Source organism: Cellulomonas dongxiuzhuiae, from assembly GCF_018623035.1.
Classification (GTDB): Bacteria; Actinomycetota; Actinomycetes; order Actinomycetales; family Cellulomonadaceae; genus Cellulomonas; species Cellulomonas dongxiuzhuiae.
The window spans coordinates 1,476,398-1,497,556 of sequence record NZ_CP076023.1 but is presented as its reverse complement, the minus strand read 5'-3'; the positions used below and the strand labels follow the sequence as shown (position 1 = coordinate 1,497,556).

Here is a 21,159-nt window from a genome sequence, read left to right as displayed (position 1 = left end):
CCTCCGTCCGCCTCGCCCCCATGTGCCGCTGTTGCCCGTGCTGCGTCATGCAGCCCTGCACCGGCATCCGCTGACCTCAGCACGCCGACCCGCCCCCGGGTCGCCCCGCCGGTGCCCGCCCCTCGTGGCCGCCGGCCCCTGCCGGACGCCCACGCCCGACCTCACGGACGTCCCCCATGACCCTGACCTCCACCGCCGAGCGGCGCGCGCACACCGTCACCCTCGACGGCGTGCGTCGCACGTTCCCGACGCCCGCGGGCACCCGGACGGTCCTGCACGCCGTCGACCTCGAGCTGCGCGCCGGTGAGATCGTCGCCCTGGTCGGCCCGTCCGGCTGCGGCAAGTCGACCCTGCTGCGCCAGGTGAGCGGCCTGGACACCCCGGACGCCGGCCGCATCCTGCTCGACGGCACGCCGCTGTCCGGCGTCGACCGACGCACCGCCGTCGCGTTCCAGGAGCCACGCCTCCTGCCCTGGCGCACGCTCACGGGCAACGTCGCCCTCGGCCTGCCGCGCGGCACCGACACGCACGTGGGACGCGAGCGCGTCGCCGAGCTGCTGCGCCTCGTGGCCCTCGAGGAGTCCGCCGGGCTGCGGCCCCGCCAGGTGTCCGGCGGCATGGCGCAGCGGGCCGCGCTCGCGCGGGCGCTGGCCCGCAACCCGGGGGTCCTGCTGCTCGACGAGCCCTTCGGCGCGCTCGACGCCCTGACCCGCCTGCGTATGCAGGACCTGCTGCTCGAGGTGCACGCGGCCGAGCCGACGACCGTGCTGCTCGTCACGCACGACGTCGAGGAGGCCCTGTACCTCGCCGACCGCGTGCTGCTGCTGCGCAACCTCGCGAAGTGCCCGCCCGGGACACCGACCGTCGCCCGCGTGATCGACGTGCCCGGCGCCCGACCCCGCGACCGCGCCGACCACCAGCTCGCCGAGCTGCGTGCCGAGCTCCTCGAGGGCCTCGGCGTCGCGACGCACCACGCGGCACCGGTCGACCCCGACCAGCACCACTCCATCTGACCCACCCGTCCGACCCGGCGCTCCCCGCACCGGTACCACCGGGCCCTGCTGCCCCGTTCCCCGAGATGAGAGAACCGATGACGATCCGCACCGCCGTGTCCGCCACCGCGCTGGCCCTCGTGACCGCCCTGGCGCTGACCGGCTGCGTCGCCGGCGAGAACGCCGAGCCGGAGGCCGCCGACCCGAGCGCCGCGTCCGACGGCGAGGTCACGTGGAGCGCCGACACGCTCGACATCGACTTCGCGACCTACAACCCGCTCAGCCTGGTCATCAAGGACCAGGGGTGGCTCGAGGAGACGCTCGGCGACGACGTCACGGTCAACTGGGTGCAGTCGGCCGGCTCCAACAAGGCGAACGAGGCGCTGCGCGCCGGCGCGGTCGACGTGGGCTCGACCGCCGGCTCGGCCGCGCTGCTCGCGCGCTCCAACGGCTCGCCCATCCACACGATCGGCATCTACTCCCAGCCCGAGTGGGCGGCGATCGTCGTGCCGGCGACCTCCGACATCACGTCCGTCGCCGACCTCGCGGGCAAGTCGGTCGCGGCGACCAAGGGCACCGACCCCTACTTCTTCCTCCTGCAGTCGCTCGAGGAGGCCGGCGTGCCGCTCGACCAGGTCGAGGTGCAGAACCTGCAGCACGCCGACGGCCGCACGGCGCTCGAGCAGGGCTCGGTCGCCGCGTGGTCCGGTCTGGACCCGATCATGGCCGCGAGCGAGGCCGAGTCGGGCACCAAGCTCATCTACCGCAACATCGACTTCAACACCTACGGCTTCCTCAACGCGACGCAGGACTTCCTCGACGCGAGCCCCGACCTGGCGCAGGTCGTCGTCGACGCGTACGAGAAGGCGCGCGAGTGGGCGCAGGAGAACCCCGAGGAGGTCGTCGCGATCCTCGCCGAGGTCGCCGGGATCGACCCGGCCGTGGCCGAGAAGGTCATCGTCGAGCGCACGAACCTGGGCGTCGACCCGGTCCCCGGTGACGCGCAGCGCGAGGTGCTCGAGGTCGTCGGCCCGATCTTCGTCGAGTCCGGCGACGTGGCGGACCAGGCCACGATCGACAAGGCCCTGGCCGAGCTGTTCGAGCCGACGTTCGCCGAGAAGGCCGACGCCTCCACCATCGCGGGCTGACCGCACGCGGCGCCCCGCCCGGCCCGCCGGTGCGGGGCGCCGCACCCCGCACCTCCTCCTCGTCCCCCAGGAGTCACGCACCATGACCGACGCCTCCGTCGCCGACGCGCCCCTCGAGGACGCTCGCGTCACCGACGCGACCGTGCCCCCGGGCGCACCCGTCCCCCGGGTCCACGACCTAGCGGCAGCCCGGCGACCCACCGGCGGCTTCTGGTCGCGGCGTGCGACGCGGGCCGTCGGCGGCGCGCTGCTCCCGCTGCTCCTGCTCGCGGTGTGGCAGTACGTCACCACCAGCGGCCTCGTCCCGCCCTACCAGCTGCCCAGCCCGGCGTCGGTGTGGAACGCAGCGGTCGACCTCTGGCAGCGCGGCGACCTGCAGACGCACGTCGCGATCTCGGTGCAGCGGGTGTTCATCGGCTTCGCGATCGGCGCGCTGGTGGCCCTGGTGGGCGCCGCGTTCGTGGGGCTGTCGCGCGCCGGGGACGTGCTGCTCGCGCCGACGCTCGCCGCGATCCGGGCCGTCCCGTCGCTCGCGTGGGTCCCACTGCTGATCCTGTGGATGAAGATCGGCGAGGAGTCGAAGATCACGCTGGTCGCGATCGGTGCGTTCTTCCCGATCTACACGACCGTGGCGGCCGCGCTGCGTCACGTCGACCCGCAGCTCGTCGAGGCGGGCCGCGCGTTCGGCCTGCGGGGAGTGCGGCTGTTCCAGTCGGTGCAGCTGCCCGCGGTGATCCCCTCGGTCATGTCCGGCCTGCGCCTCGGGCTCGCGCAGGCGTGGCTGTTCCTCGTGGCGGCCGAGCTCATCGCCGCGTCCATGGGGCTGGGCTTCCTCCTGACCGACTCCCAGAACAACGGGCGCGTCGACCGGATCCTGCTCGCGATCGTCCTGCTGGCCCTCATCGGCAAGGTCACCGACTCGATCGTCGCGGTCGTCGAGAAGCAGCTGCTGCGGAGGTTCGCATGACCACCCTGACCGCGCTGCAGACGGAGACGCGCGCGTACCCCGCACCCGCTCACCTGGCGGCGACGTCGAACGTCCGCCCCGGGGACTGGGCGCGCGCCGAGGCCGACCCGGTCGCGTTCTGGGAGGAGGCCGCGCGCCACCTCGAGTGGGACACGCCCTGGCACACCGCCCACACGTGGTCGCCGCCGGTCCCGGTCGAGGGCGGCGCGCCGGACGAGCTCACCGTCCCCGAGGCCCGCTGGTTCGTCGGCGGGCGGCTCAACGTCGCCGTCAACTGCGTCGACCGGCACGTCGCGGCCGGCCGCGGCGACAAGGTCGCGCTGCACGTCGAGGGCGAGCGCGGCGACCGCCGGTCGATCACCTACGCCGGGCTCCAGCGCGAGGTCGCCCGGGCCGCGCACGCGCTCACCGAGCTCGGCGTCGGGCCCGGCGACCGCGTCGTGGTGTACCTGCCGGTGATCGCCGAGACCGTCGTCGTCACGCTCGCGATCGCCCGGATCGGCGCCGTGCACTCGCTCGTCTTCGGCGGGTTCTCGGCCGAGGCCGTGCGGTTCCGTGTGCAGGACACCGAGGCCAAGGTGCTGGTGACCAGCGACGGGCAGTTCCGCCGCGGCCAGGCCGTCGAGGTCAAGTCGGCGGCCGACGAGGCCGTCGCGGGGCTCGCGCACGTCGAGCACGTGCTCGTCGTCCGCCGCACCGGCCAGGACGTCGCGTGGACCGACGGGCGAGACGTCTGGTGGCACGACGTCGTCGACCGTCAGCCCGACACCCACGAGGCGCAGGCGTTCGACGCCGAGCACCCGCTGTTCGTCATCTACACCTCGGGCACCACGGGCAGGCCCAAGGGCCTCGTCCACACCTCGGGCGGGTACCTCACGCACGCCGCGTGGTCGCACTGGGCCGTCTTCGACGCCAAGGACGACGACGTGCACTGGTGCACCGCCGACCTCGCGTGGGTCACGGCGCACACGTACGAGATCTACGGACCGCTCGCCAACGGCCTCACGCAGGTCATCTACGAGGGCACGCCGGACACCCCCCACCGCGAGCGCCACCTCGAGGTCATCGAGCGCTACGGCGTCACCACCTACTACACGGCCCCGACCCTCATCCGCACGTTCATGACGTGGTTCGGCGACGAGCTGCCCGGCGGCCACGACCTGTCGAGCCTCCGCGTGCTGGGCACCGTCGGGGAGGCGATCAACCCCGAGGCGTGGGTGTGGTTCCGGCGCACCTTCGGGCGCGACGAGGTCCCGGTCGTCGACACGTGGTGGCAGTCCGAGACGGGCGCCGCGATGATCGCGCCCGTCCCCGGGCTGACCACCCTCAAGCCCGGGTCCGCGACGCGACCCCTGCCCGGGATCGCCGCCAAGGTCGTCGGGGAGGACGGCGTCGAGGTCGGGCCCGGGCAGGGCGGGTTCCTCGTCGTCGAGCGCCCGTGGCCGGGCATGGCCCGGACGGTCTGGCGCGACCCGCAGCGGTACCTCGAGGCGTACTGGCGCCGGTTCGCGGGCCACGGCCCGCACGGCGGGTACTTCCTCGCCGGCGACGGCGCGTCGTACGACGAGGACGGCGACATCTGGCTGCTCGGCCGCATCGACGACGTCATCAACGTCTCCGGCCACCGGCTGTCGACCATCGAGGTCGAGTCCGCGCTGGTCGCCCACCCCGCGGTCGGCGAGGCCGGCGTCGCGGGCGTCGCCGACCCCGTGACGGGGCAGGCGATCGCGGCGTTCGTCGTGCCGAGCGCGCCGCCGGGGCCGGTCGAGGACGTCGAGGCGTGGCTCGCGGCGACGCGAGCGCTGCGCGAGGAGCTGCGCGACCACGTCGCCCGCGAGATCGGGCCGGTCGCCAAGCCGCGCCACGTGCTGGTCGTCCCCGAGGTGCCCAAGACCCGGTCGGGCAAGATCATGCGCAGGCTGCTCACGCAGCTCGTCGAGGGCACCACGCTCGGCGACACGACGTCCCTGCAGAACCCCTGGGCGGTCGAGCAGGTCGGCACGCTCGTCGCGGCGGGCCTGCCCCGCTGAGCCGCCCGTCCCGGCCGGCCACCGAATCCCGTCCCCCGACCCGTCCCCCCGACAGGAGCACCGTGAGCGAGCACCGCTTCGGCTTCCGGACCCGTGCGCTGCACGCCGGCGGCATCCCCGACGCCACCACGGGCGCGCGCGCCGTGCCGATCTACCAGACGACGTCCTTCGTCTTCGAGGACACCGCCGACGCCGCGAACCTCTTCGCGCTGCAGAAGTACGGCAACATCTACTCGCGCATCGGCAACCCCACGGTCGCGGCGTTCGAGGAGCGCCTCGCGTCCCTCGAGGGCGGCATCGGCGCGGTCGCCACCGCGTCGGGCATGGCGGCGGAGTTCCTCGTGTTCGCGGCGCTGGCGGGCGCGGGCGACCACCTCGTCGCCTCCGCGCAGCTGTACGGCGGTACGGTCACGCAGCTCGACGTCACGCTGCGGCGCTTCGGCGTCGAGACGACGTTCGTGCCGGGCACCGACCCCGCCGACTACGCCGCGGCGATCCGCCCCGAGACCAAGGCCGTCTACACCGAGGTCATCGCGAACCCGTCGGGCGAGATCGCCGACCTGGCCGGGCTGGCCGAGGTCGCGCACGCCGCAGGCGTCCCCCTCGTCGTCGACTCGACGCTGTCCACCCCGTACCTCGTGCGCCCGATCGAGCACGGCGCCGACATCGTCATCCACTCGGCGACCAAGTTCCTGGGCGGGCACGGCACGACGCTCGGCGGCGTGATCGTCGAGTCCGGCCGGTTCGACTGGGGCAGCGGGCGCTTCCCGACCATGACGGAGCCCGTGGCCTCCTACGGCGGCGTGCGCTGGTGGGAGAACTTCGGCGAGTACGGGTTCCTCACCAAGCTGCGCTCCGAGCAGCTGCGCGACATCGGCCCGGCCCTGTCCCCGCAGTCCGCGTTCCAGCTGCTGCAGGGCGTCGAGACCCTGCCGCAGCGGATCGACGCGCACCTGGCCAACGCGCGCGAGGTGGCGACGTGGCTGGAGTCCGACCCCCGCGTCGCGTCGGTGCTGTGGGCGGGGCTCGAGTCGCACCCGCACCACGAGCGCGCGCAGCGGTACCTGCCGCTCGGGCCGGGCTCGGTCTTCGCGTTCCGGCTGGCCGGCACGCCGGACCTGCCGGGCCGGGAGGTCGGTCGCCGCTTCATCGAGGCCCTGCAGCTCGCGAGCCACCTGGCGAACGTCGGCGACGCCCGCACGCTCGTCATCCACCCCGCCTCGACGACGCACCAGCAGCTGTCCGCCGAGCAGCTCGAGACGGCCGGCGTGCCGGAGGACCTCGTGCGCATCAGCGTCGGCATCGAGGACGCCGCCGACATCCTCTGGGACCTCGACCAGGCGCTGACCACGGCGACCGGCACCGCACGGGAGGAGGCACGATGAGCGCACGCACCTGGCAGGGGCCCAGCGCGCCGGAGCGCCTGTCGATCCTGCGCGCCACGCGCTCGATCGCGATCGTGGGCGCATCCAGCAACCCCGCGCGCGCGTCGTACTTCGTCGCGACGTACCTGCTGTCGAGCTCGCCGTACGACGTGTACTTCGTCAACCCGCGCGCCGACGAGATCCTCGGCCGGCCCGTCTACCCGTCGCTCGACGCGCTGCCGGTCGTCCCGGACCTCGTCGACGTGTTCCGCCGCCACGACGACCTGCCGAGCGTGCTCGACGAGACGCTCACGGTGGGCGCGGGGACCCTGTGGCTGCAGCTCGGCTCGTGGCACGAGGACGTCGCGCGCCGCGCGGAGGAGGCGGGCTTGAACGTGGTCATGGACCGGTGCGTGAAGATCGAGCACGCGCGGTTCCACGGCGGTCTGCACCTGGCCGGGTTCGACACCGGCGTCATCTCGTCCCGGCGCGCGCTCGGCTGAGCGCGGCACCGGGCGCTCAGTCCTCGGGGAACCACACCGCCGCACGCACCCGCACGCGCTCGCCGTCGGCCGTCAGCGGCGTGCCCTCGGCGCGCAGGCGGACGAGCGCGCGGCCCTCGTGGCAGACGGGCGGGCGGCCGTCCGCGGTGACGACGCGCCACCACGGCACGTCCCCGCCGCGCGCCATCGCCCGCCCGACCTGACGGGGTCCGCCGCGCGGCTGCCGCCCGGCGGCCGCCGCGCGGTCGGCGAGCACCTCGGCGATCAGGCCGTACGTCATGACCCTGCCCGCCGGGATCAGGGCGACGAGGGCGTGGACCTCCTCGACCCAGTCGTCGGCGTCGCCGGCCACGTCACCGCCTGCGCACGACGACGACGGCGCGGTCGTCGTCCTCGGCCGCGCGCACGCCCGCGAGCACCTCGTGCGCGCTGCCCGGACGTGCCGCGACCACCGTCTCCACGACGCCGAGCAGCCGGTCGATGCCCTGGTCGACGTCGCGTCCGGGCGCCTCGACGAGACCGTCGGTGTACAGCACGATCGCGTCGCCCCGCAGCAGCACACCGCCCACCACCCCGGGCCGCATGTCCTTGACGACGCCCAGCGCCACGCCGCCCGGCGGGTCGAGCACGTCGATGCGTCCCGAGCCCGCGTGCAGCACCGCGGGGGGCGGGTGCCCCGCGGTGGCGACCCGGAACGTGCCCGTCGTCAGGTCGACCGCGAGGTGCGCGGCGGTCGCGAACCCCTCGTCCCAGCCCTGGCTCAGCAGGTACGCGTTGGCGGCCGGCAGGAACCCCTCGAACGGCAGCGCGCCGAGCAGCCCACCGAGCGCGCCCTGCAGCTGCAGCGCGCGCACCCCCGCCGCCTGGCCCTTGCCCGACACGTCGACGAGCACCACCTCGAACGACGCGCCGTCACGGTGCGCGACCACGAAGTCGCCCGAGAACGCCGCACCGTGCGCCGAGCGCACCTCCGCGTCCACCTGCCACACGGGCGGCAGCGCGGGGAGCCGGCCCCCCGCGGCGAGCCGGTCGCGCAGGTCGACGAGCATGAGCGCCCCCGGGGCGCCCTGCAGGCCGAGCCGTTCCCGCTCGACACCGAAGATGACCACCGCGCCGCACGCGAGCACGGGCACCGCGGCCTCGCCGGCGTTCACGACCCCCGACACCGCCAGCCCGGCCGTCAGCAGCACGACGAGCGACACCAGGACCAGCAGCCACCGCCAGCGCAGCACGAACGCGCCGACGAGCAGCACCAGCACGAGCCCGGACGCCGCGAACCACGCCGGACGCCACTGCACGGCGGCGCCGTAGAGGACCGCCAGCAGGCACAGCACCGCCGCGACGAGCGGCTGCGGGCCCGCGGCCCAGCCGGCGAGCAGCCGCCAGGCCCACCCCGTGGGGGCGCCGGGCCGGGAGGTGGTCACGGCCCGAGCCTAGGCGGCGCGGGCCGGGACGAGCCGCAGCAATGGCCGTGCGTCCCGGCACGTGCATGGCCCAGGATGGCGGCATGAGCACGCTGCCGACCGGCTACCGCACCGTCGTCGTCCCGCCCGAGCGCATCGAGGAGCTCCGCACCGTCGACCAGCTCGCGTTCGCGGTCGCACCCGACCCCGAGGCGGACCAGCTCCTGCCGTTCCCCGTCCCGCACGACCGGCTCATGGCCGTCGAGTCGCCGGACGGCACGTACGCGGCCGTGCACGGGTCCTACGACCTCGTGATGCCGGTGCCCGGTGGGCAGGTCGCGTGCGCCGGGCTCACGTGGGTCGGTGTCCGTCCCGACGAGCGCCGCCGTGGCCTGCTGCGCGCGATGATCACGACGCACCTCGAGCGGTCGCTCGAGCGCGGCGAGCCGGTGTCGGCGCTCTTCGCGGCGGAGGCGCCGATCTACGGCCGCTTCGGGTACGGCAGCGCCGCCGACCAGGTGCGGCTGACGGTGCCGCGCGGCGCGGCGCTGCGGCCCGTGGCCGGCTCGGAGCGCCTGACGGTGCGCCTCGAGCGCGTCGACCCCGGACGCCACGCCGAGCTCGTCGAGGACCTGTACGTCCGTGCCGGTGCCGGCCGCCCCGGCTGGGTGCCGCGCGCGACACCCGCGCTGCGCGCCTACACCGTCGGCGACCCGCCCGGCCGACGCGCGGGGTGCGAGCCGCTGCTGCTCGCGACGGTGCTCGACGGGCAGGACGTGCGCGGCGTGGCGCTGTTCGCCCGCAAGGCGTCGTGGGGCGAGGACGGTGCGGACGCGGTCGTCAAGGTCCGCGAGGCGTCGGCGCTGGACCCGGCGTCGACCCACCGCCTGTGGTCGTTCCTGCTCGACCTCGACCTGACCACCACGGTCGAGACGCCCCCGCTGGCGGTGGACGACCCCCTGCTCCACCTCCTGGTGGACCCCCGCCCGACGCGGCGGCGCCTCACCGACAACCTGTGGGTGCGGCTCCTGGACGTGCCGACGGCCCTGGCCGCGCGCCGGTACGCGGGCCCCGCGGACGTCGTGCTCGAGGTCACCGACGTGCTGCTGCCCGCGAACGCCGGGCGCTGGCGGCTCGTCGTCGACGCCGACGGCGCGGCCGACCTGAGCCGTACCGACGTGGACGCCGACGTGGCGCTCGACGTGCGCGAGCTCGGGGCGCTCTACCTGGGCGGCCGGTCGGCGGCCGCGATGGGCAGCGCGGGTCTCGCGCGCGGCGACCGTGCGGCGCTCGACCGGCTGACGACCGCCTTCGCCTCGTCGCTCGCGCCCGTGTGCCCCTTCATGTTCTGAGGCACGTCCGCAGGGCCGCGCGTCCGGGCCGGCGCTCAGGCGCGCGCGGCCTCGTAGGCCGCGAGCTGCTCGATGCGGCGGGCGTGACGCGGGTTGCCGCTGAAGGGCTCGGCGACGAACGCGTCGACCAGCTCGAGCGCCTCGTCCACCGAGTGCTGCCGCGCACCGATCGCGACGACGTTGGCGTCGTTGTGCTGACGGCCCAGGCGGGCGGTGTCGAGGTTCCACGCCAGCGCCGCGCGCACCCCGGTCACCTTGTTCGCGGCGATCTGCTCGCCGTTGCCGGACCCGCCGATCACGACGCCCAGCGAACCGGGGTCGGCGACGACGGCCTCCCCCGCGGCGAAGCAGAACGACGGGTAGTCGTCCTGGTCGTCGTACTCGAAGGCCCCGTGGTCGACGACCTCGTGGTCGGCGGCCCGCAGGTGCTCGACGAGCGCGACCTTCAGCTCGTAACCGGCATGGTCGGCGGCGACGTGGATGCGCATGTGCCCATCCTGCCGCAGCGCGGCGGCGTCGGATGTCACCGTCTCTTCGTAGGCTGTCGCCCATGACGCGCAGCGGACTCCCCCTCGACGACCTCGACCCGGCCGTCCGACCCCAGGACGACCTCGACGCCCACGTCAACGGCAGGTGGGCGGCCTCCTACGTGATCCCGGCGGACCGCGCGATGGACGGCCCGTTCCGTGCGCTGTACGACGAGGCCGAGCGCCAGGTGCTCGACATCATCACCGACGCCGCGGCCGCGGCCGGCGAGGGCGGCGCCCAGGGCGTCGAGGCCAAGATCGGCGCCCTGTACGCGAGCTTCATGGACACCGCCGCGGTCGCCGCGGCCGGTGTCGAGCCGCTGCGCGAGGACCTGGCCCTGGTGGACGCCGCGACGACGCGCGCCGAGCTGACCACGGCGCTGGGCGCCCTGCAGCGCACGGGTGCCGTGTCCGCCGTCGACCTGTACGTCGACAACGACGCCAAGGACCCCGACAGCTACGTCGTGCACCTCGTGCAGGGGGGCCTGGGGCTCCCCGACGAGGCGTACTACCGCGAGGAGCAGCACGCCGCGGTGCGCGAGAAGTACCTGCCGCACGTCGCGCGCATGCTGCGGCTGGCGGCACCCGCGTCGGCGGTCGTCGCGGCAGGTGACCCGGACGACCTCGCGGCGCGCGTCGTGGCGCTCGAGACCCGGCTCGCGGCCCACCACTGGGACGTCGTGAAGGACCGCGACGCCGAGCTCACCTACAACGCGCTGACGCTGGCCGAGCTGACCGAGCGCGCGCCCGGGTTCGACTGGCGGGCCTGGGCGGAGGCGCTCGGCGCCCCCGCCGGGTCGCTCGACCGGCTCGTGGTGCGCGAGCCGTCCTTCGCGGAGGGCTTCGCGCAGCTGTGGACCGAGGTCCCGCTCGCGGACTGGCAGGCGTGGGCGACGTACCACGCCGTGTCGTCGCGCGCGCCGTACCTGACCGACGAGCTCGTCGAGGCGAACTTCGACTTCTACGGGCGCACGCTGTCCGGCGCGCCGGAGGTCCGCGAGCGCTGGAAGCGCGGCGTGTCCCTCGTGCAGGGCGCGCTGGGCGAGGCCGTCGGCAAGGTGTACGTCGAGCGGCACTTCCCGCCGTCGCACAAGGAGCGCATGGACACGCTCGTCGCCCACCTGGTCGAGGCGTACCGCGAGTCGATCACCGGGCTCGAGTGGATGGGTGAGGACACGCGCCGCCGCGCGCTGGAGAAGCTCGACAAGTTCACGCCCAAGATCGGCTACCCGGTCCGCTGGCGCGACTACACGGCGCTCGACGTGCGCGCCGACGACCTGCTGGGCAACGTGCGCCGCTCGCACGCCTTCGAGCTCGACCGCGAGCTGCACAAGATCGGCCGCCCGATCGACCGGGACGAGTGGTTCATGACCCCGCAGACCGTGAACGCGTACTACAACCCCGGCATGAACGAGATCGTCTTCCCGGCCGCGATCCTGCAGCCGCCGTTCTTCGACGCCGAGGCGGACGACGCGGTCAACTACGGCGGGATCGGCGCCGTCATCGGCCACGAGATCGGCCACGGGTTCGACGACCAGGGGTCGAAGTACGACGGTGACGGCCGGCTGGTCGACTGGTGGACGGCGGAGGACCGCGCGGAGTTCGAGCGTCGCACCAAGTCGCTCGTCGACCAGTACGCGCAGTACTCCCCGCGCCAGCTCGGCGGCAGCCACCACGTCAACGGCGAGCTGACGATCGGGGAGAACATCGGCGACCTCGGTGGCCTGGCGATCGCCGTCCGCGCCTACGAGATCGCGCTCGGCCGGCCGCTGGCCGAGGCGCCCGTGCTGGACGGCCACACCGGGCTGCAGCGGCTGTTCATCGGCTGGGCGCACTCGTGGCGCACGAAGGGCCGCGACGAGGAGGTCGTCCGGCGGCTCGCGGTGGACCCGCACGCACCGGACGAGTTCCGCTGCAACGGGGTCGTGCGCAACATCGACGAGTTCTACACGGCGTTCGACGTGAGCCCGGACGACGCCCTGTGGCTCGACCCGGACAGCCGGGTCCGCATCTGGTGACCCGCGCGCGTGCGGTCCCCGTGCGGGGCCGCACGCGCGTCGGTCAGGGCAGCGCCACCCACTGGCCGCGGGCGAGCCGGAACCCGACGCCCGTGGCGTCGGTGCACGTCACGCCGTCGGTGCCGGACGCGCAGGTGTAGTCCCCGACGCTCTCGCGCGCGCCGTAGCTCAGCTCGCTGCCGCTCGCGACCGTCGGTACGCCGTCGTCCTCGCACCGGAACCCGAAGCCCTCGGCGTCGAACCGGACGACGTGACCCGCCGCCGCCTCGCACCCGGTGACCTGCGGTGCGGCGTACGTGAAGCTGCGGATCGTGCAGAGCACGCCCTCGACGCTCATCTCGCACGCGATGTTGCCGCTGGGCAGCGTGAACGCGACGGGTTCGTCCGGCGCGGCCGCACCGTCGCCCGGGTCGGACGTCGCGACGGGCGTCGAGGTGCTCGCCGCCCCGGCCTGCGGGTCCGGCCCGCCGCGGCCGGGCAGCGTGGCAGCGAGCACGACGACCAGCACGAGCACGAGCAGCACGTCGACGAGCACGAACACCTGCAGGCCGCGGCTCAGGCCGCGCAGGGGCCCCGGGACGCTCACGCCTGGACGGACGCCGGCGCGTCGAACACCGGGCCCTGCGTGCGCGTGCGCTTGAGCTCGTAGAAGCCGGGCACGCTCGTGACCAACGCCAACCCGTCGAACAGGCGCCCGGCCGCCTCGCCGTGCGGCGCCGGTGTGATCACCGGACCGAAGAAGCCGACACCGTCGATGGCGACGACCGGCGTGCCGACCTCGTCGCCCACGAGCTCCATCGCCCGGGCGTGCGACGCGCGCAGCAGGTCGTCGACGTCCTCGGTGGCAGCGACGTCCGCGAGCGAGGCGGGCAGCCCGACCTCGGCGAGGGACTCCGCGACGATCGCGTCGGTGTCGGTCCGACCACCGGGGTGCCGCCGCGTGCCCATCGCGTCGTACAGCGGCTTGAGGACCTCGTCGCCGTGGTCGCGCGCGGCGGCGACCAGGACGCGCACGGGACCCCACGACGCGTCCATCAGCTCGCGGTAGCCGTCCGGCAGGTCGCGGCCCTCGTTGAGGACGGACAGGCTCATGACGTGCCACCGGACCTCGACGTCACGGACACGCGCGGCCTCGTCCATCCAGCGGGACGTCATCCACGCCCACGGGCAGGCGGGGTCGAACCAGAAGTCGACGACGGGCACGCCGGCCTCCTCTCAGTCGCAGGGTCAGCCAGAGTGTGCCCCTTCCGGCCAGGCGGTGCACATCCCTGCAGGTCTCCGCTGCCGACGGGGGGCACCGTGGCATGATCGTGCGGTCGCGCACGTGCGACACGGCGGCGTCCCGCCCCGGCCGACCCCGACCCCCGGTCGTCGCCGACCGCCCGGTCGCCGCTGCAGCCCACCGTGGCCACCGCCGCAGAACGATCGGAGAGCATCCGTGCCAGGAGAGAACCTCACCCGCGCCGAGGCGGCCGAGCGCGCCGCCCTCGTCCGCACCCACGCGTACGACGTCGAGCTCGACCTGACGACAGGTCCGACGACCTTCGCGTCGCGCTCGACGGTGAGGTTCTCGGCGTCCGCCGGTGCGAGCACGTTCATCGACCTGATCGCGCCGACGGTCCACGAGGTGGTGCTCAACGGGCGCCACCTCGACGTCGCGGACGTGGTCGCGGACTCGCGCATCCGTCTGGACGACCTGGCGGACGAGAACGAGCTCAGGGTCGTCGCCGACTGCGCGTACATGAACACCGGCGAGGGTCTGCACCGCTTCGTGGACCCGGTCGACGACGAGGTGTACCTGTACAGCCAGTTCGAGGTCGCGGACTCGCGCCGCGTGTTCGCGGTCTTCGAGCAGCCCGACCTCAAGGCCACGTTCACGTTCACCGTGACGGCGCCCGCGCACTGGACGGTGGTGTCGAACTACCCGCAGCTCGGTCTTCCGCAGCGGGTGGAGGGCGGTCGCAACCTCAACGGCGGCCGCGACGAGGGCACCGCGACGTGGCGGTTCGACACGACGCCTCCCCTCGCGTCCTACGTCACGGCGGTCGTCGCCGGCCCGTACCACGGCGAGCACGGCGAGCTGACGAGCAGCGACGGCCGCACGGTCCCGCTGGGTGTGTACTGCCGCTCGTCCCTGGCCGAGCACCTGGACACGGACAACATCCTCGACGTGACGCGCGCCGGTTTCGCGTTCTACGAGGAGCGCTTCGGCCACCCCTACCCGTTCGCCAAGTACGACCAGCTCTTCGTCCCCGAGTTCAACGCGGGCGCTATGGAGAACGCGGGCGCGGTGACGTTCCTCGAGTCCTACGTCTTCCGTTCCAAGGTGCCCGACGCGACGGTCGAGCGGCGCGCGGTGACCATCCTGCACGAGCTCGCCCACATGTGGTTCGGCGACCTCGTCACCATGCGCTGGTGGGACGACCTGTGGCTCAACGAGTCGTTCGCCGAGTACGTCTCGACGCTCGCGACGGCCGAGGCGACGCAGTGGACGAGCGCCTGGACGACGTTCTCCTCCCTCGAGAAGTCGTGGGCGTACCGGCAGGACCAGCTGCCGTCGACGCACCCGATCGTCGCGGACATGCGCGACCTCGAGGACGTCGAGGTCAACTTCGACGGCATCACGTACGCCAAGGGCGCGTCGGTGCTCAAGCAGCTCGTGGCCTGGGTCGGCCAGGAGCAGTTCTTCGCGGGCGTGCGCGCCTACTTCCAGCGGCACGCGTGGGGCAACACCCAGCTGCACGACCTGCTGACCGAGCTCGAGACGACGAGCGGGCGCGACCTGTCGGCGTGGTCGGCGCTGTGGCTCGAGCAGGCGGGCGTCACGCTGCTGCGTCCCGCGGTCGAGGTCGACGGCGACGGCGTGATCACGTCCTTCGCGGTCCTGCAGGAGGTCCCGGACGAGCACCCGGTGCAGCGTCCGCACCGGCTCGCGGTCGGCGGCTACGACCTCGTGGGCGAGGGCGACGACGCGCGCCTGGTCCGCACGGTGCACGTCGAGCTGGACGTCGACGGCGCGCGCACGGAGGTCCCCGAGCTGGTGGGGGTGCGTCGCCCGGCGCTGCTGCTCGTCAACGACGAGGACCTGGCCTACGCCAAGGTCCGGCTCGACCCCGAGTCGCTCGCGACGTCGGTCGCGCACCTGGACAAGTTCACCGACTCCCTCCCGCGCACCCTGGTGTGGAACGCGGCCTGGGACGCCACGCGCGACGGCGAGACCCCCGCCCGGGACTTCGTCGACCTCGTGCTCGGCAACATCGCGCACGAGACGGACTCGTCCGTCATCCTCGTGCTGCTGCGCCAGCTCACCACGACCCTCGACCTGTACGTCGCACCCGAGCACCGCGAGGCCACTGCCACGGCGGCGGCCGACCGGCTGCTCGAGCTCGCGCTGGCCGCACCGGCCGGCTCGGACCAGCAGCTCCAGCTCCTCAAGGCGTTCGCGGGCCGCTCGCGCACCGCCGCACAGCTCGACGTGGTGACCGAGATCCTCGATGGACGACGCGCCCTCGAGGGGCTGTCCGTGGACACGGACCTGCGCTGGGAGCTGCTGACCGCGCTCGTCGCGGGCGGCCGTGCGGGGGACGCCGACATCGCCGCGCAGCAGGCGGCCGACGCGACGGCCACCGGGCAGCGCGCGGCCGCTGCCGCCCGGGCCGCGGTGCCGACCGCGGAGGCCAAGGAGCGGGCGTGGTCGGCGGTCGTGCAGGGCGACGACCTGCCGAACGCCCTGCAGGCCGCGACGATCGGCGGGTTCGGTCGCGTGCACGACAACGCGCTGCTCGTGCCGTGGGTGGAGCCGTACTTCGCCGACCTCGAGCGTGTCTGGGCCGACAAGACGAACGAGATGGCGCAGAACGTGGTGCTCGGGCTCTACCCGACGGCCCTCGCGGACCACCCCCAGGTGGACGTGCTCGGGGCGACCGACGCGTGGCTGGCCGCGCACGGCGACGCCCCGGCGGCGCTGCGGCGTCTCGTCGTGGAGTCGCGCGACGGCGTGCGACGCGCGCTCGCCGCGCAGGAGGCCGACCGCCGCCGCGTCTGACGCACGACGACGACGGCCGGGCACCGCAGGGTGCCCGGCCGTCGTCGTCCGTGGTGTGAGGTCCCGCCGTCCCGATCCGCCGTGACCGGGTCAGCGACCGCGTTCCACCGCGCGCAGCCATCGCTCGGCCGCGCGCGGGCCCCGCAGCCGGACGACGTCCGAGCCCGGGGCCTGGGCGCGGGCGGCGTACCTGTCGGCGACCCCGGCGTGGTGGTGCCACGCCCAGAGCACGATGTTGCGGTGCGGGTCGGTGTGCCGCAGGTTCGCGAGCGACTCGCGGTTGCCGTGCCACAGCTCGCGGCGCGTGATCCCGCGCCAGAGGGTGCGACGCACGACCCGCGACATCACCGTGCGCCGCGGGTGGTCGAGCCAGACGACGGCGTCGGCGCCGTCCAGCGCGCCGTCGAGCCGGGAGTCCCAGTTGCCGTCGACGACCCAGCGCGGGCCTGCCGTGCGCGCCCGCAGGTCGGTCCGCGCCTCCTCGGCGTCGCGCTTGACCCAGCCGGGCCCCCAGAACACCTCGTCGAGCTCGATGTGCGGCGCGCCCAGGGCGCGCGCGAGCCGTCGTGCGAACGTCGTCTTCCCGGCGCCGGAGGTCCCGACCACCCGCACGCGCTGCAGCGGACGGCTCACTCGTTCATCGCGTCGGCGAGCGACTGTGCGCGCGCGTTGGTGAACAGGTCGTCGAGGAGCACCAGCCGTCCGGTGCCGTCGGCGAGGGGCACCTTCCAGTTCGGGTACTCCCGGTCGGTGCCCGGCTGGTTCTGCGCCCGGCGCTCCCCCACGGCGTCGGCCAGGGACACGCCCAGCAGCGCGGCGGGGGTCGCCCGGATCCACCGGTGCAGCGCCTCGACCACCTCACGCTCCGAGGGGTCGTGCCCGACGAGCCCACGCTCGCGCAGCGCGTCGAGCATGGCGTCCCGCTCGGCCTCGGCGTGCGCGCGCACCTGGGCGACGGGCTCGGACAGCAGCCCGAGACGGTCGCGCAGCGTCACGTGCTCGCCCGCGAGGTACCCGGCGGTCGGCGGCAGGTCGTGCGTCGTCACCGTGGCGAGCACCAGCTGGCGGTAGCTCTCCGGCGGGCGCGGCCGACCGTCGTGCTCCTGCTCGAACCACAGCACCGACGTGCCGAGCACGCCGCGCTCCGACAGGTAGTCGCTCACCCACGGCTCGACCGTGCCGAGGTCCTCGCCGATGACGACGGCACCCGCCCGGTGCGCCTCGAGCGCGAGGATCCCGACGAGCGCGTCGTGGTCGTACCGCACGTACGCGCCGTCCTTGGCGCTGTTGCCCGCGGGCACCCACCACAGCCGGAACAGGCCGAGGACGTGGTCGATCCGGATGGCGCCGGCGTGCCGCAGCACCGTGCGCAGCATGTCGCGGTACGGGCGGTAGGCGGCGCGCGCGAGAGCCTCGGGGTGCCACGGCGGCTGCGCCCAGTCCTGGCCCTGCTGGTTGTACATGTCGGGCGGCGCGCCCACCGACGCACCCGTCGCGAGGACGTCGCGCAGCGCCCACGAGTCGGCACCCTCGGGGTGCACCCCGACGGCCAGGTCGTGCATGATCCCCAGCGCCATGCCGCCCTCGCGCACCACGCGCTGGGCGCGCTCGAGCTGCTCGTCGGCGACCCACTGCAGCCACGACCAGAAGACGACCCGGTCGGCGAGCTCGACCGCCGCCGCCGCGACGGCGTCGGAGAGGGGGTCGCGCAGGTCCTCGGGCCAGTCCGCGACGGGTCCGTGACGCTCGACGAGCGCGCACCACAACGCGAACTCGCGCAGCCCCTCGCCCTCCTCCTCGACGAAGGCGTCGAACGCCGCCTGCCGGGCCGCCGACCTCGGGTGGGCGTGCACGACCTCGAGGGCGGCCCGCTTGGCGGCCCAGGCGGCGTCGCGGTCGATCGGGCCGGGGTCGTCGTCGAGCGCGATCACGGGCTCGGCCGCCCACTCCAGCAGCGCACGGTCGGCCGCCGACAGGTACGCCGTCTCGCGCACGTCCTCGACGCGGATGTACAGCGGGTTGACGAAGCGCCGCGTGGTCGGCAGGTACGGGCTCGGCGTCAGCGGCTCGACGGGCTCCGCCGCGTGCAGCGGGTTGATGAGCAGGAAGTCCGCCCCCCACCGGTGGGCCGCGAGCCAGCCGAGCTCCGCGAGGTCCGCGAGGTCGCCGACGCCCCACGACGTGCGCGACCGCACCGAGTACAGCTGGGCCATGAGCCCCCACACGCCGCCCTCACGCAGCCGCTGGGGCAGCTCGAGCCTCTGCGGGGTCACGACCAGAGGGCTGTGCGCGTGCGCGCTGGGCCCGTCGGTGCGGATCTCGTGCCACCCGAGCGGCAGGTCGTCGGGCAGCTCGAACGTCGCGCGGCCCACGAGACGCCCGTCGACCGTGCGCGGCTCGACGACGACGTCGACCTGGGTCAGCTCACGACGCCCGCCGCCCGCCTCGGGTTCGAGTTCGACCCAGACGTCGACGGGGTCGCCGTGCGTCACGTGCACCGGCACGTGGGCGGACGTGCCCTGCCGGACGACCACCACGGGCGGCAGCACCCGCCGCCACGGCATGTGCTCGACGTTCGCGAGGGCCAGCGCGATGCGCTCCGGCGAGGACGCGTCCACGCCGAGCGCGGCGAGCACGCGGACCAGCGTCTCGTCAGAGGCCTCGTGGTCGTGCCCGTCGTGACCCCGGTAGCCCGGGACGACGTCGTAGGCGACGGCGAGTCGCCGCAGGTCCGCGTGAGAGGTGGTGTCCGGCACGTCTCGATCCTGCCAGAGGGAAGGGCGCCCGGCCTGACGCCGGGCCCGGGGACCCAGGGCGGGTCCCGTGCACAGGGGCTCCAGGCCCTGGTCGCCCCCACACCGCTCCCCGACGCTGGGCACATGACCGCGACGAGCGAGCGGGTGCCAGGACGGCCGACGGGACGGCCCCGTGGTGGGGCGTGGAGGGAACGCCTCACCACCGGCCGTCCCGTCGGCGACCCGCTGCGCGACCGCGGTCAGAGCACGATCGAGTACGTCGGCATCGTGGTGGTCGTCGTCGCGATCATCGGGTCGGTCGTCCTGGCCGTCAGCCCCGTCGCCCAGGCGCTCGTCGCGCGGCTCGTGTGCGAGGTCTCGTCCCTGGGGCAGGCCGACTGCAGCACCCCCACGACGCGTGACCCCGGGACCGACGCGCCCGACGACGACGAACCGAGCTGGTGGTGCGACAACGTCGGCTGGTTCTGCTCGGACCCCCAGGACGAGGAGGAGACGAAGGACGACGAACCGAGCTGGTGGTGCGAGACGCTCGGGTGGTTCTGCCCCGAGGACCCCACCGAGGACCCCACCGACGACCCGACGTCGACACCCACGCCCACGGGCCACCCCACGGACCCGTCCAACGGGCTGCCCGTCGTCGACGGCGTCACGATCCCCGAGGGCCTGGACCCCGACGGCGAGGCCGTGCGAACCCTCCTGGAGACCGAGCGCGGCCGCGAGATGCTGCAGTGGCTCGCGGACAACGGCATCTCGATCAAGGACAGCAGCCGCGGGTCGTACTGGGACGGCACGGACGTCTACATCGACGCGGGCCACACGCCGCTCGAGACCGTCCGGACCCTGGTCCACGAGGTCAACCACGCGCAGAGCGACCGTGCGGGCCAGAGCCCGGACATCGACCAGGACTCCCGCGACGACTACGTCAACGGGATGCTCGACGAGGAGACGCGTGGCGTCGTGGAGGAGATCCTCGCGGCCCGTGAGCTCGAGGACGCGGGTGTGAAGATGCCCACCGACGTCTCGGACGACACCTACTGGGACGCGTACGACGCCGCCGTCAAGGCGGGCCGCACCGGGGCGCAGGCGCGGGACGCCGGGTTCGCCGCGGTCCGGAACCTGTTCCTCGACGGCACGTACGTGACGTCGAACACCGGTGACCCGTACGACGACTACTACGGGGACGCGTGGGACGACAGGCACTGAGGGCAGCGGCTAGCGTGACGCGACGGACGACGGGACGAGGAGCAGGCGTGCGACGCACCAACCACCACCGGGCAGCGGTCGGCGCGGCTGCCGCGCTCTGCGCCCTGCTGACGCTCGGCGCGTGCGACGGCGCCAGCAGCCCCACGACGACCCCGACGACGACTGCCGCGACCACCGCGCCGGCAGGCGGCACCCCGACGACCGACGGTCCCCAGGAGGACGACGTGAGCACGAGGCTGGCCGATGCGCTGCGCGCGGACGACCCCGCGCTCGCCGACCTCGTGACGTCCGACGGCACCACGGTGACCCCGCTCGACACGCCGTGGCTGACCGGGTGGCAGGTCCTCGACGTGCTCGCGCGCGGCGGGTCGCACGGCTCGCGGGCGTACGTCGCGCTCTCGGACGACGACCGTGCCGTGGTCCTCGCGGGCGCACCCGAGGTGTTCGTCGACCTGCTCGCGCAGGCGGACGTCCACGTCGCGGACGCCGCGACCGCCGCGGCCGTCGTCGACACGTACCTCGACGCGACGCGCTCGTTCACGCAGTGGTCGCAGCGCATCGCCTCGTTCGACGACGTCCGGCTGCGCCCCCGGCTCGACGCCGACGCGCAGGCCGCCGCGGACACGGCCCGGGCCGCCCTCGACGGGCAGGTCGCCCCGACGACGGCCACGCCGACCGCCGACGGCTTCGAGGTCGTCGCGTGGGTCCAGGACGGCGGCACGATCGTGCGTCACACCGTGCGTCTGACCGGCGACGGTGCGCTGGAGGACAGCGCGCAGGACGTCGTGACCGACCTGCCGGTGCCGATCTCCCGCTGAGGCACCGCTCCCCCGGACGGGCCACGGCCTGCG

At 74.3% G+C, this 21,159-nt stretch carries 18 protein-coding genes; 11 read left to right on the top strand and 7 right to left on the bottom strand.

All coding sequences use genetic code 11. The features are described 5' to 3' along the window. The first annotated feature begins 176 nt into the window (after nt 1-176). The 6 genes from KKR89_RS06765 to KKR89_RS06740 all read left to right on the top strand — a co-directional run bounded on the left by KKR89_RS06765 (nt 177) and on the right by KKR89_RS06740 (nt 7,004). Nucleotides 177-1,013, top strand: coding sequence for an ABC transporter ATP-binding protein (locus KKR89_RS06765; protein WP_208197553.1), 837 nt, complete (start codon nt 177-179; stop codon nt 1,011-1,013). 77 nt (nt 1,014-1,090) lie between these two features. Then, nucleotides 1,091-2,140 (top strand): aliphatic sulfonate ABC transporter substrate-binding protein, encoded by a 1,050-nt coding sequence (locus KKR89_RS06760; RefSeq protein WP_208197552.1) that lies wholly within the window; start codon nt 1,091-1,093, stop codon nt 2,138-2,140. A gap of 82 nt (nt 2,141-2,222) precedes the next feature. Then, nucleotides 2,223-3,107, top strand: coding sequence for an ABC transporter permease (locus KKR89_RS06755; protein WP_208197551.1), 885 nt, complete (start codon nt 2,223-2,225; stop codon nt 3,105-3,107). Then, nucleotides 3,104-5,137, top strand: coding sequence for an acetate--CoA ligase (gene acs, locus KKR89_RS06750; protein ID WP_208197550.1), 2,034 nt, complete (start codon nt 3,104-3,106; stop codon nt 5,135-5,137). The genes KKR89_RS06755 and acs overlap by 4 nt, the downstream gene beginning before the upstream one ends. Nucleotides 5,138-5,199: 62 nt before the next feature. Further along, complete coding sequence (locus KKR89_RS06745) at nt 5,200-6,522, top strand: O-acetylhomoserine aminocarboxypropyltransferase/cysteine synthase family protein (RefSeq protein WP_208197549.1); 1,323 nt, start codon at nt 5,200-5,202, stop codon at nt 6,520-6,522. Then, complete coding sequence (locus KKR89_RS06740; protein WP_208197548.1) at nt 6,519-7,004, top strand: CoA-binding protein; 486 nt, start codon at nt 6,519-6,521, stop codon at nt 7,002-7,004. Before KKR89_RS06745 ends, KKR89_RS06740 begins: the two co-directional genes overlap by 4 nt. A gap of 16 nt (nt 7,005-7,020) precedes the next feature. Here KKR89_RS06740 and KKR89_RS06735 read toward each other — a convergent pair whose 3' ends face one another. Next, a complete protein-coding gene (locus KKR89_RS06735) occupies nt 7,021-7,356 on the bottom strand; it encodes an MGMT family protein (RefSeq protein WP_372438590.1) in 336 nt (111 codons plus the stop codon). Between the two features lies 1 nt (nt 7,357). Next, a complete protein-coding gene (locus KKR89_RS06730; protein ID WP_208197547.1) occupies nt 7,358-8,428 on the bottom strand; it encodes a PP2C family protein-serine/threonine phosphatase in 1,071 nt (356 codons plus the stop codon). An 83-nt stretch (nt 8,429-8,511) separates the two neighbouring features. On the opposite strand from KKR89_RS06730, the gene KKR89_RS06725 reads away from it, so the two are divergent. Continuing rightward, entirely contained in the window at nt 8,512-9,759 is a 1,248-nt protein-coding gene (locus KKR89_RS06725; RefSeq protein ID WP_208197546.1) for a GNAT family N-acetyltransferase, read from the top strand. Between the two features lie 35 nt (nt 9,760-9,794). Here the strand turns inward: KKR89_RS06725 and KKR89_RS06720 are convergent, their stop codons facing one another. Beyond that, nucleotides 9,795-10,247, bottom strand: coding sequence for a ribose-5-phosphate isomerase (locus tag KKR89_RS06720; RefSeq protein WP_208197797.1), 453 nt, complete (start codon nt 10,245-10,247; stop codon nt 9,795-9,797). Nucleotides 10,248-10,309: 62 nt separating this feature from the next. On the opposite strand from KKR89_RS06720, the gene KKR89_RS06715 reads away from it, so the two are divergent. After that, a complete protein-coding gene (locus tag KKR89_RS06715; RefSeq protein ID WP_208197545.1) occupies nt 10,310-12,304 on the top strand; it encodes a M13 family metallopeptidase in 1,995 nt (664 codons plus the stop codon). 43 nt (nt 12,305-12,347) lie between these two features. On the opposite strand, the gene KKR89_RS06710 is transcribed toward KKR89_RS06715, so the two are convergent. Together KKR89_RS06710 and KKR89_RS06705 are read right to left on the bottom strand one after the other, a co-directional pair. Further along, nucleotides 12,348-12,890: a hypothetical protein gene (locus KKR89_RS06710; RefSeq protein ID WP_251141048.1), complete on the bottom strand. Its 543-nt coding sequence runs from the start codon at nt 12,888-12,890 to the stop codon at nt 12,348-12,350. Further along, nucleotides 12,887-13,507, bottom strand: a complete 621-nt coding sequence (locus tag KKR89_RS06705; RefSeq protein ID WP_208197544.1) for a mycothiol-dependent nitroreductase Rv2466c family protein — start codon at nt 13,505-13,507, stop codon at nt 12,887-12,889. The genes KKR89_RS06710 and KKR89_RS06705 overlap by 4 nt, the downstream gene beginning before the upstream one ends. A gap of 235 nt (nt 13,508-13,742) precedes the next feature. Here KKR89_RS06705 and pepN point away from each other — a divergent pair, with 235 nt between their 5' ends. Then, entirely contained in the window at nt 13,743-16,349 is a 2,607-nt protein-coding gene (pepN, locus tag KKR89_RS06700) for an aminopeptidase N (RefSeq protein WP_208197543.1), read from the top strand. 90 nt (nt 16,350-16,439) lie between these two features. Here the strand turns inward: pepN and KKR89_RS06695 are convergent, their stop codons facing one another. Next, a complete protein-coding gene (locus KKR89_RS06695) occupies nt 16,440-16,982 on the bottom strand; it encodes an AAA family ATPase (RefSeq protein ID WP_208197542.1) in 543 nt (180 codons plus the stop codon). Continuing rightward, nucleotides 16,979-19,105: a 4-alpha-glucanotransferase gene (gene malQ / locus KKR89_RS06690; RefSeq protein WP_208197541.1), complete on the bottom strand. Its 2,127-nt coding sequence runs from the start codon at nt 19,103-19,105 to the stop codon at nt 16,979-16,981. The genes KKR89_RS06695 and malQ overlap by 4 nt, the downstream gene beginning before the upstream one ends. Before the next feature lie 123 nt (nt 19,106-19,228). On the opposite strand from malQ, the gene KKR89_RS06685 reads away from it, so the two are divergent. Then, nucleotides 19,229-20,308 (top strand): DUF6782 family putative metallopeptidase, encoded by a 1,080-nt coding sequence (locus tag KKR89_RS06685; protein WP_208197540.1) that lies wholly within the window; start codon nt 19,229-19,231, stop codon nt 20,306-20,308. 47 nt (nt 20,309-20,355) lie between these two features. Continuing rightward, nucleotides 20,356-21,126, top strand: a complete 771-nt coding sequence (locus tag KKR89_RS06680) for a hypothetical protein (protein ID WP_208197539.1) — start codon at nt 20,356-20,358, stop codon at nt 21,124-21,126. The last annotated feature ends 33 nt before the right edge of the window (nt 21,127-21,159 follow it).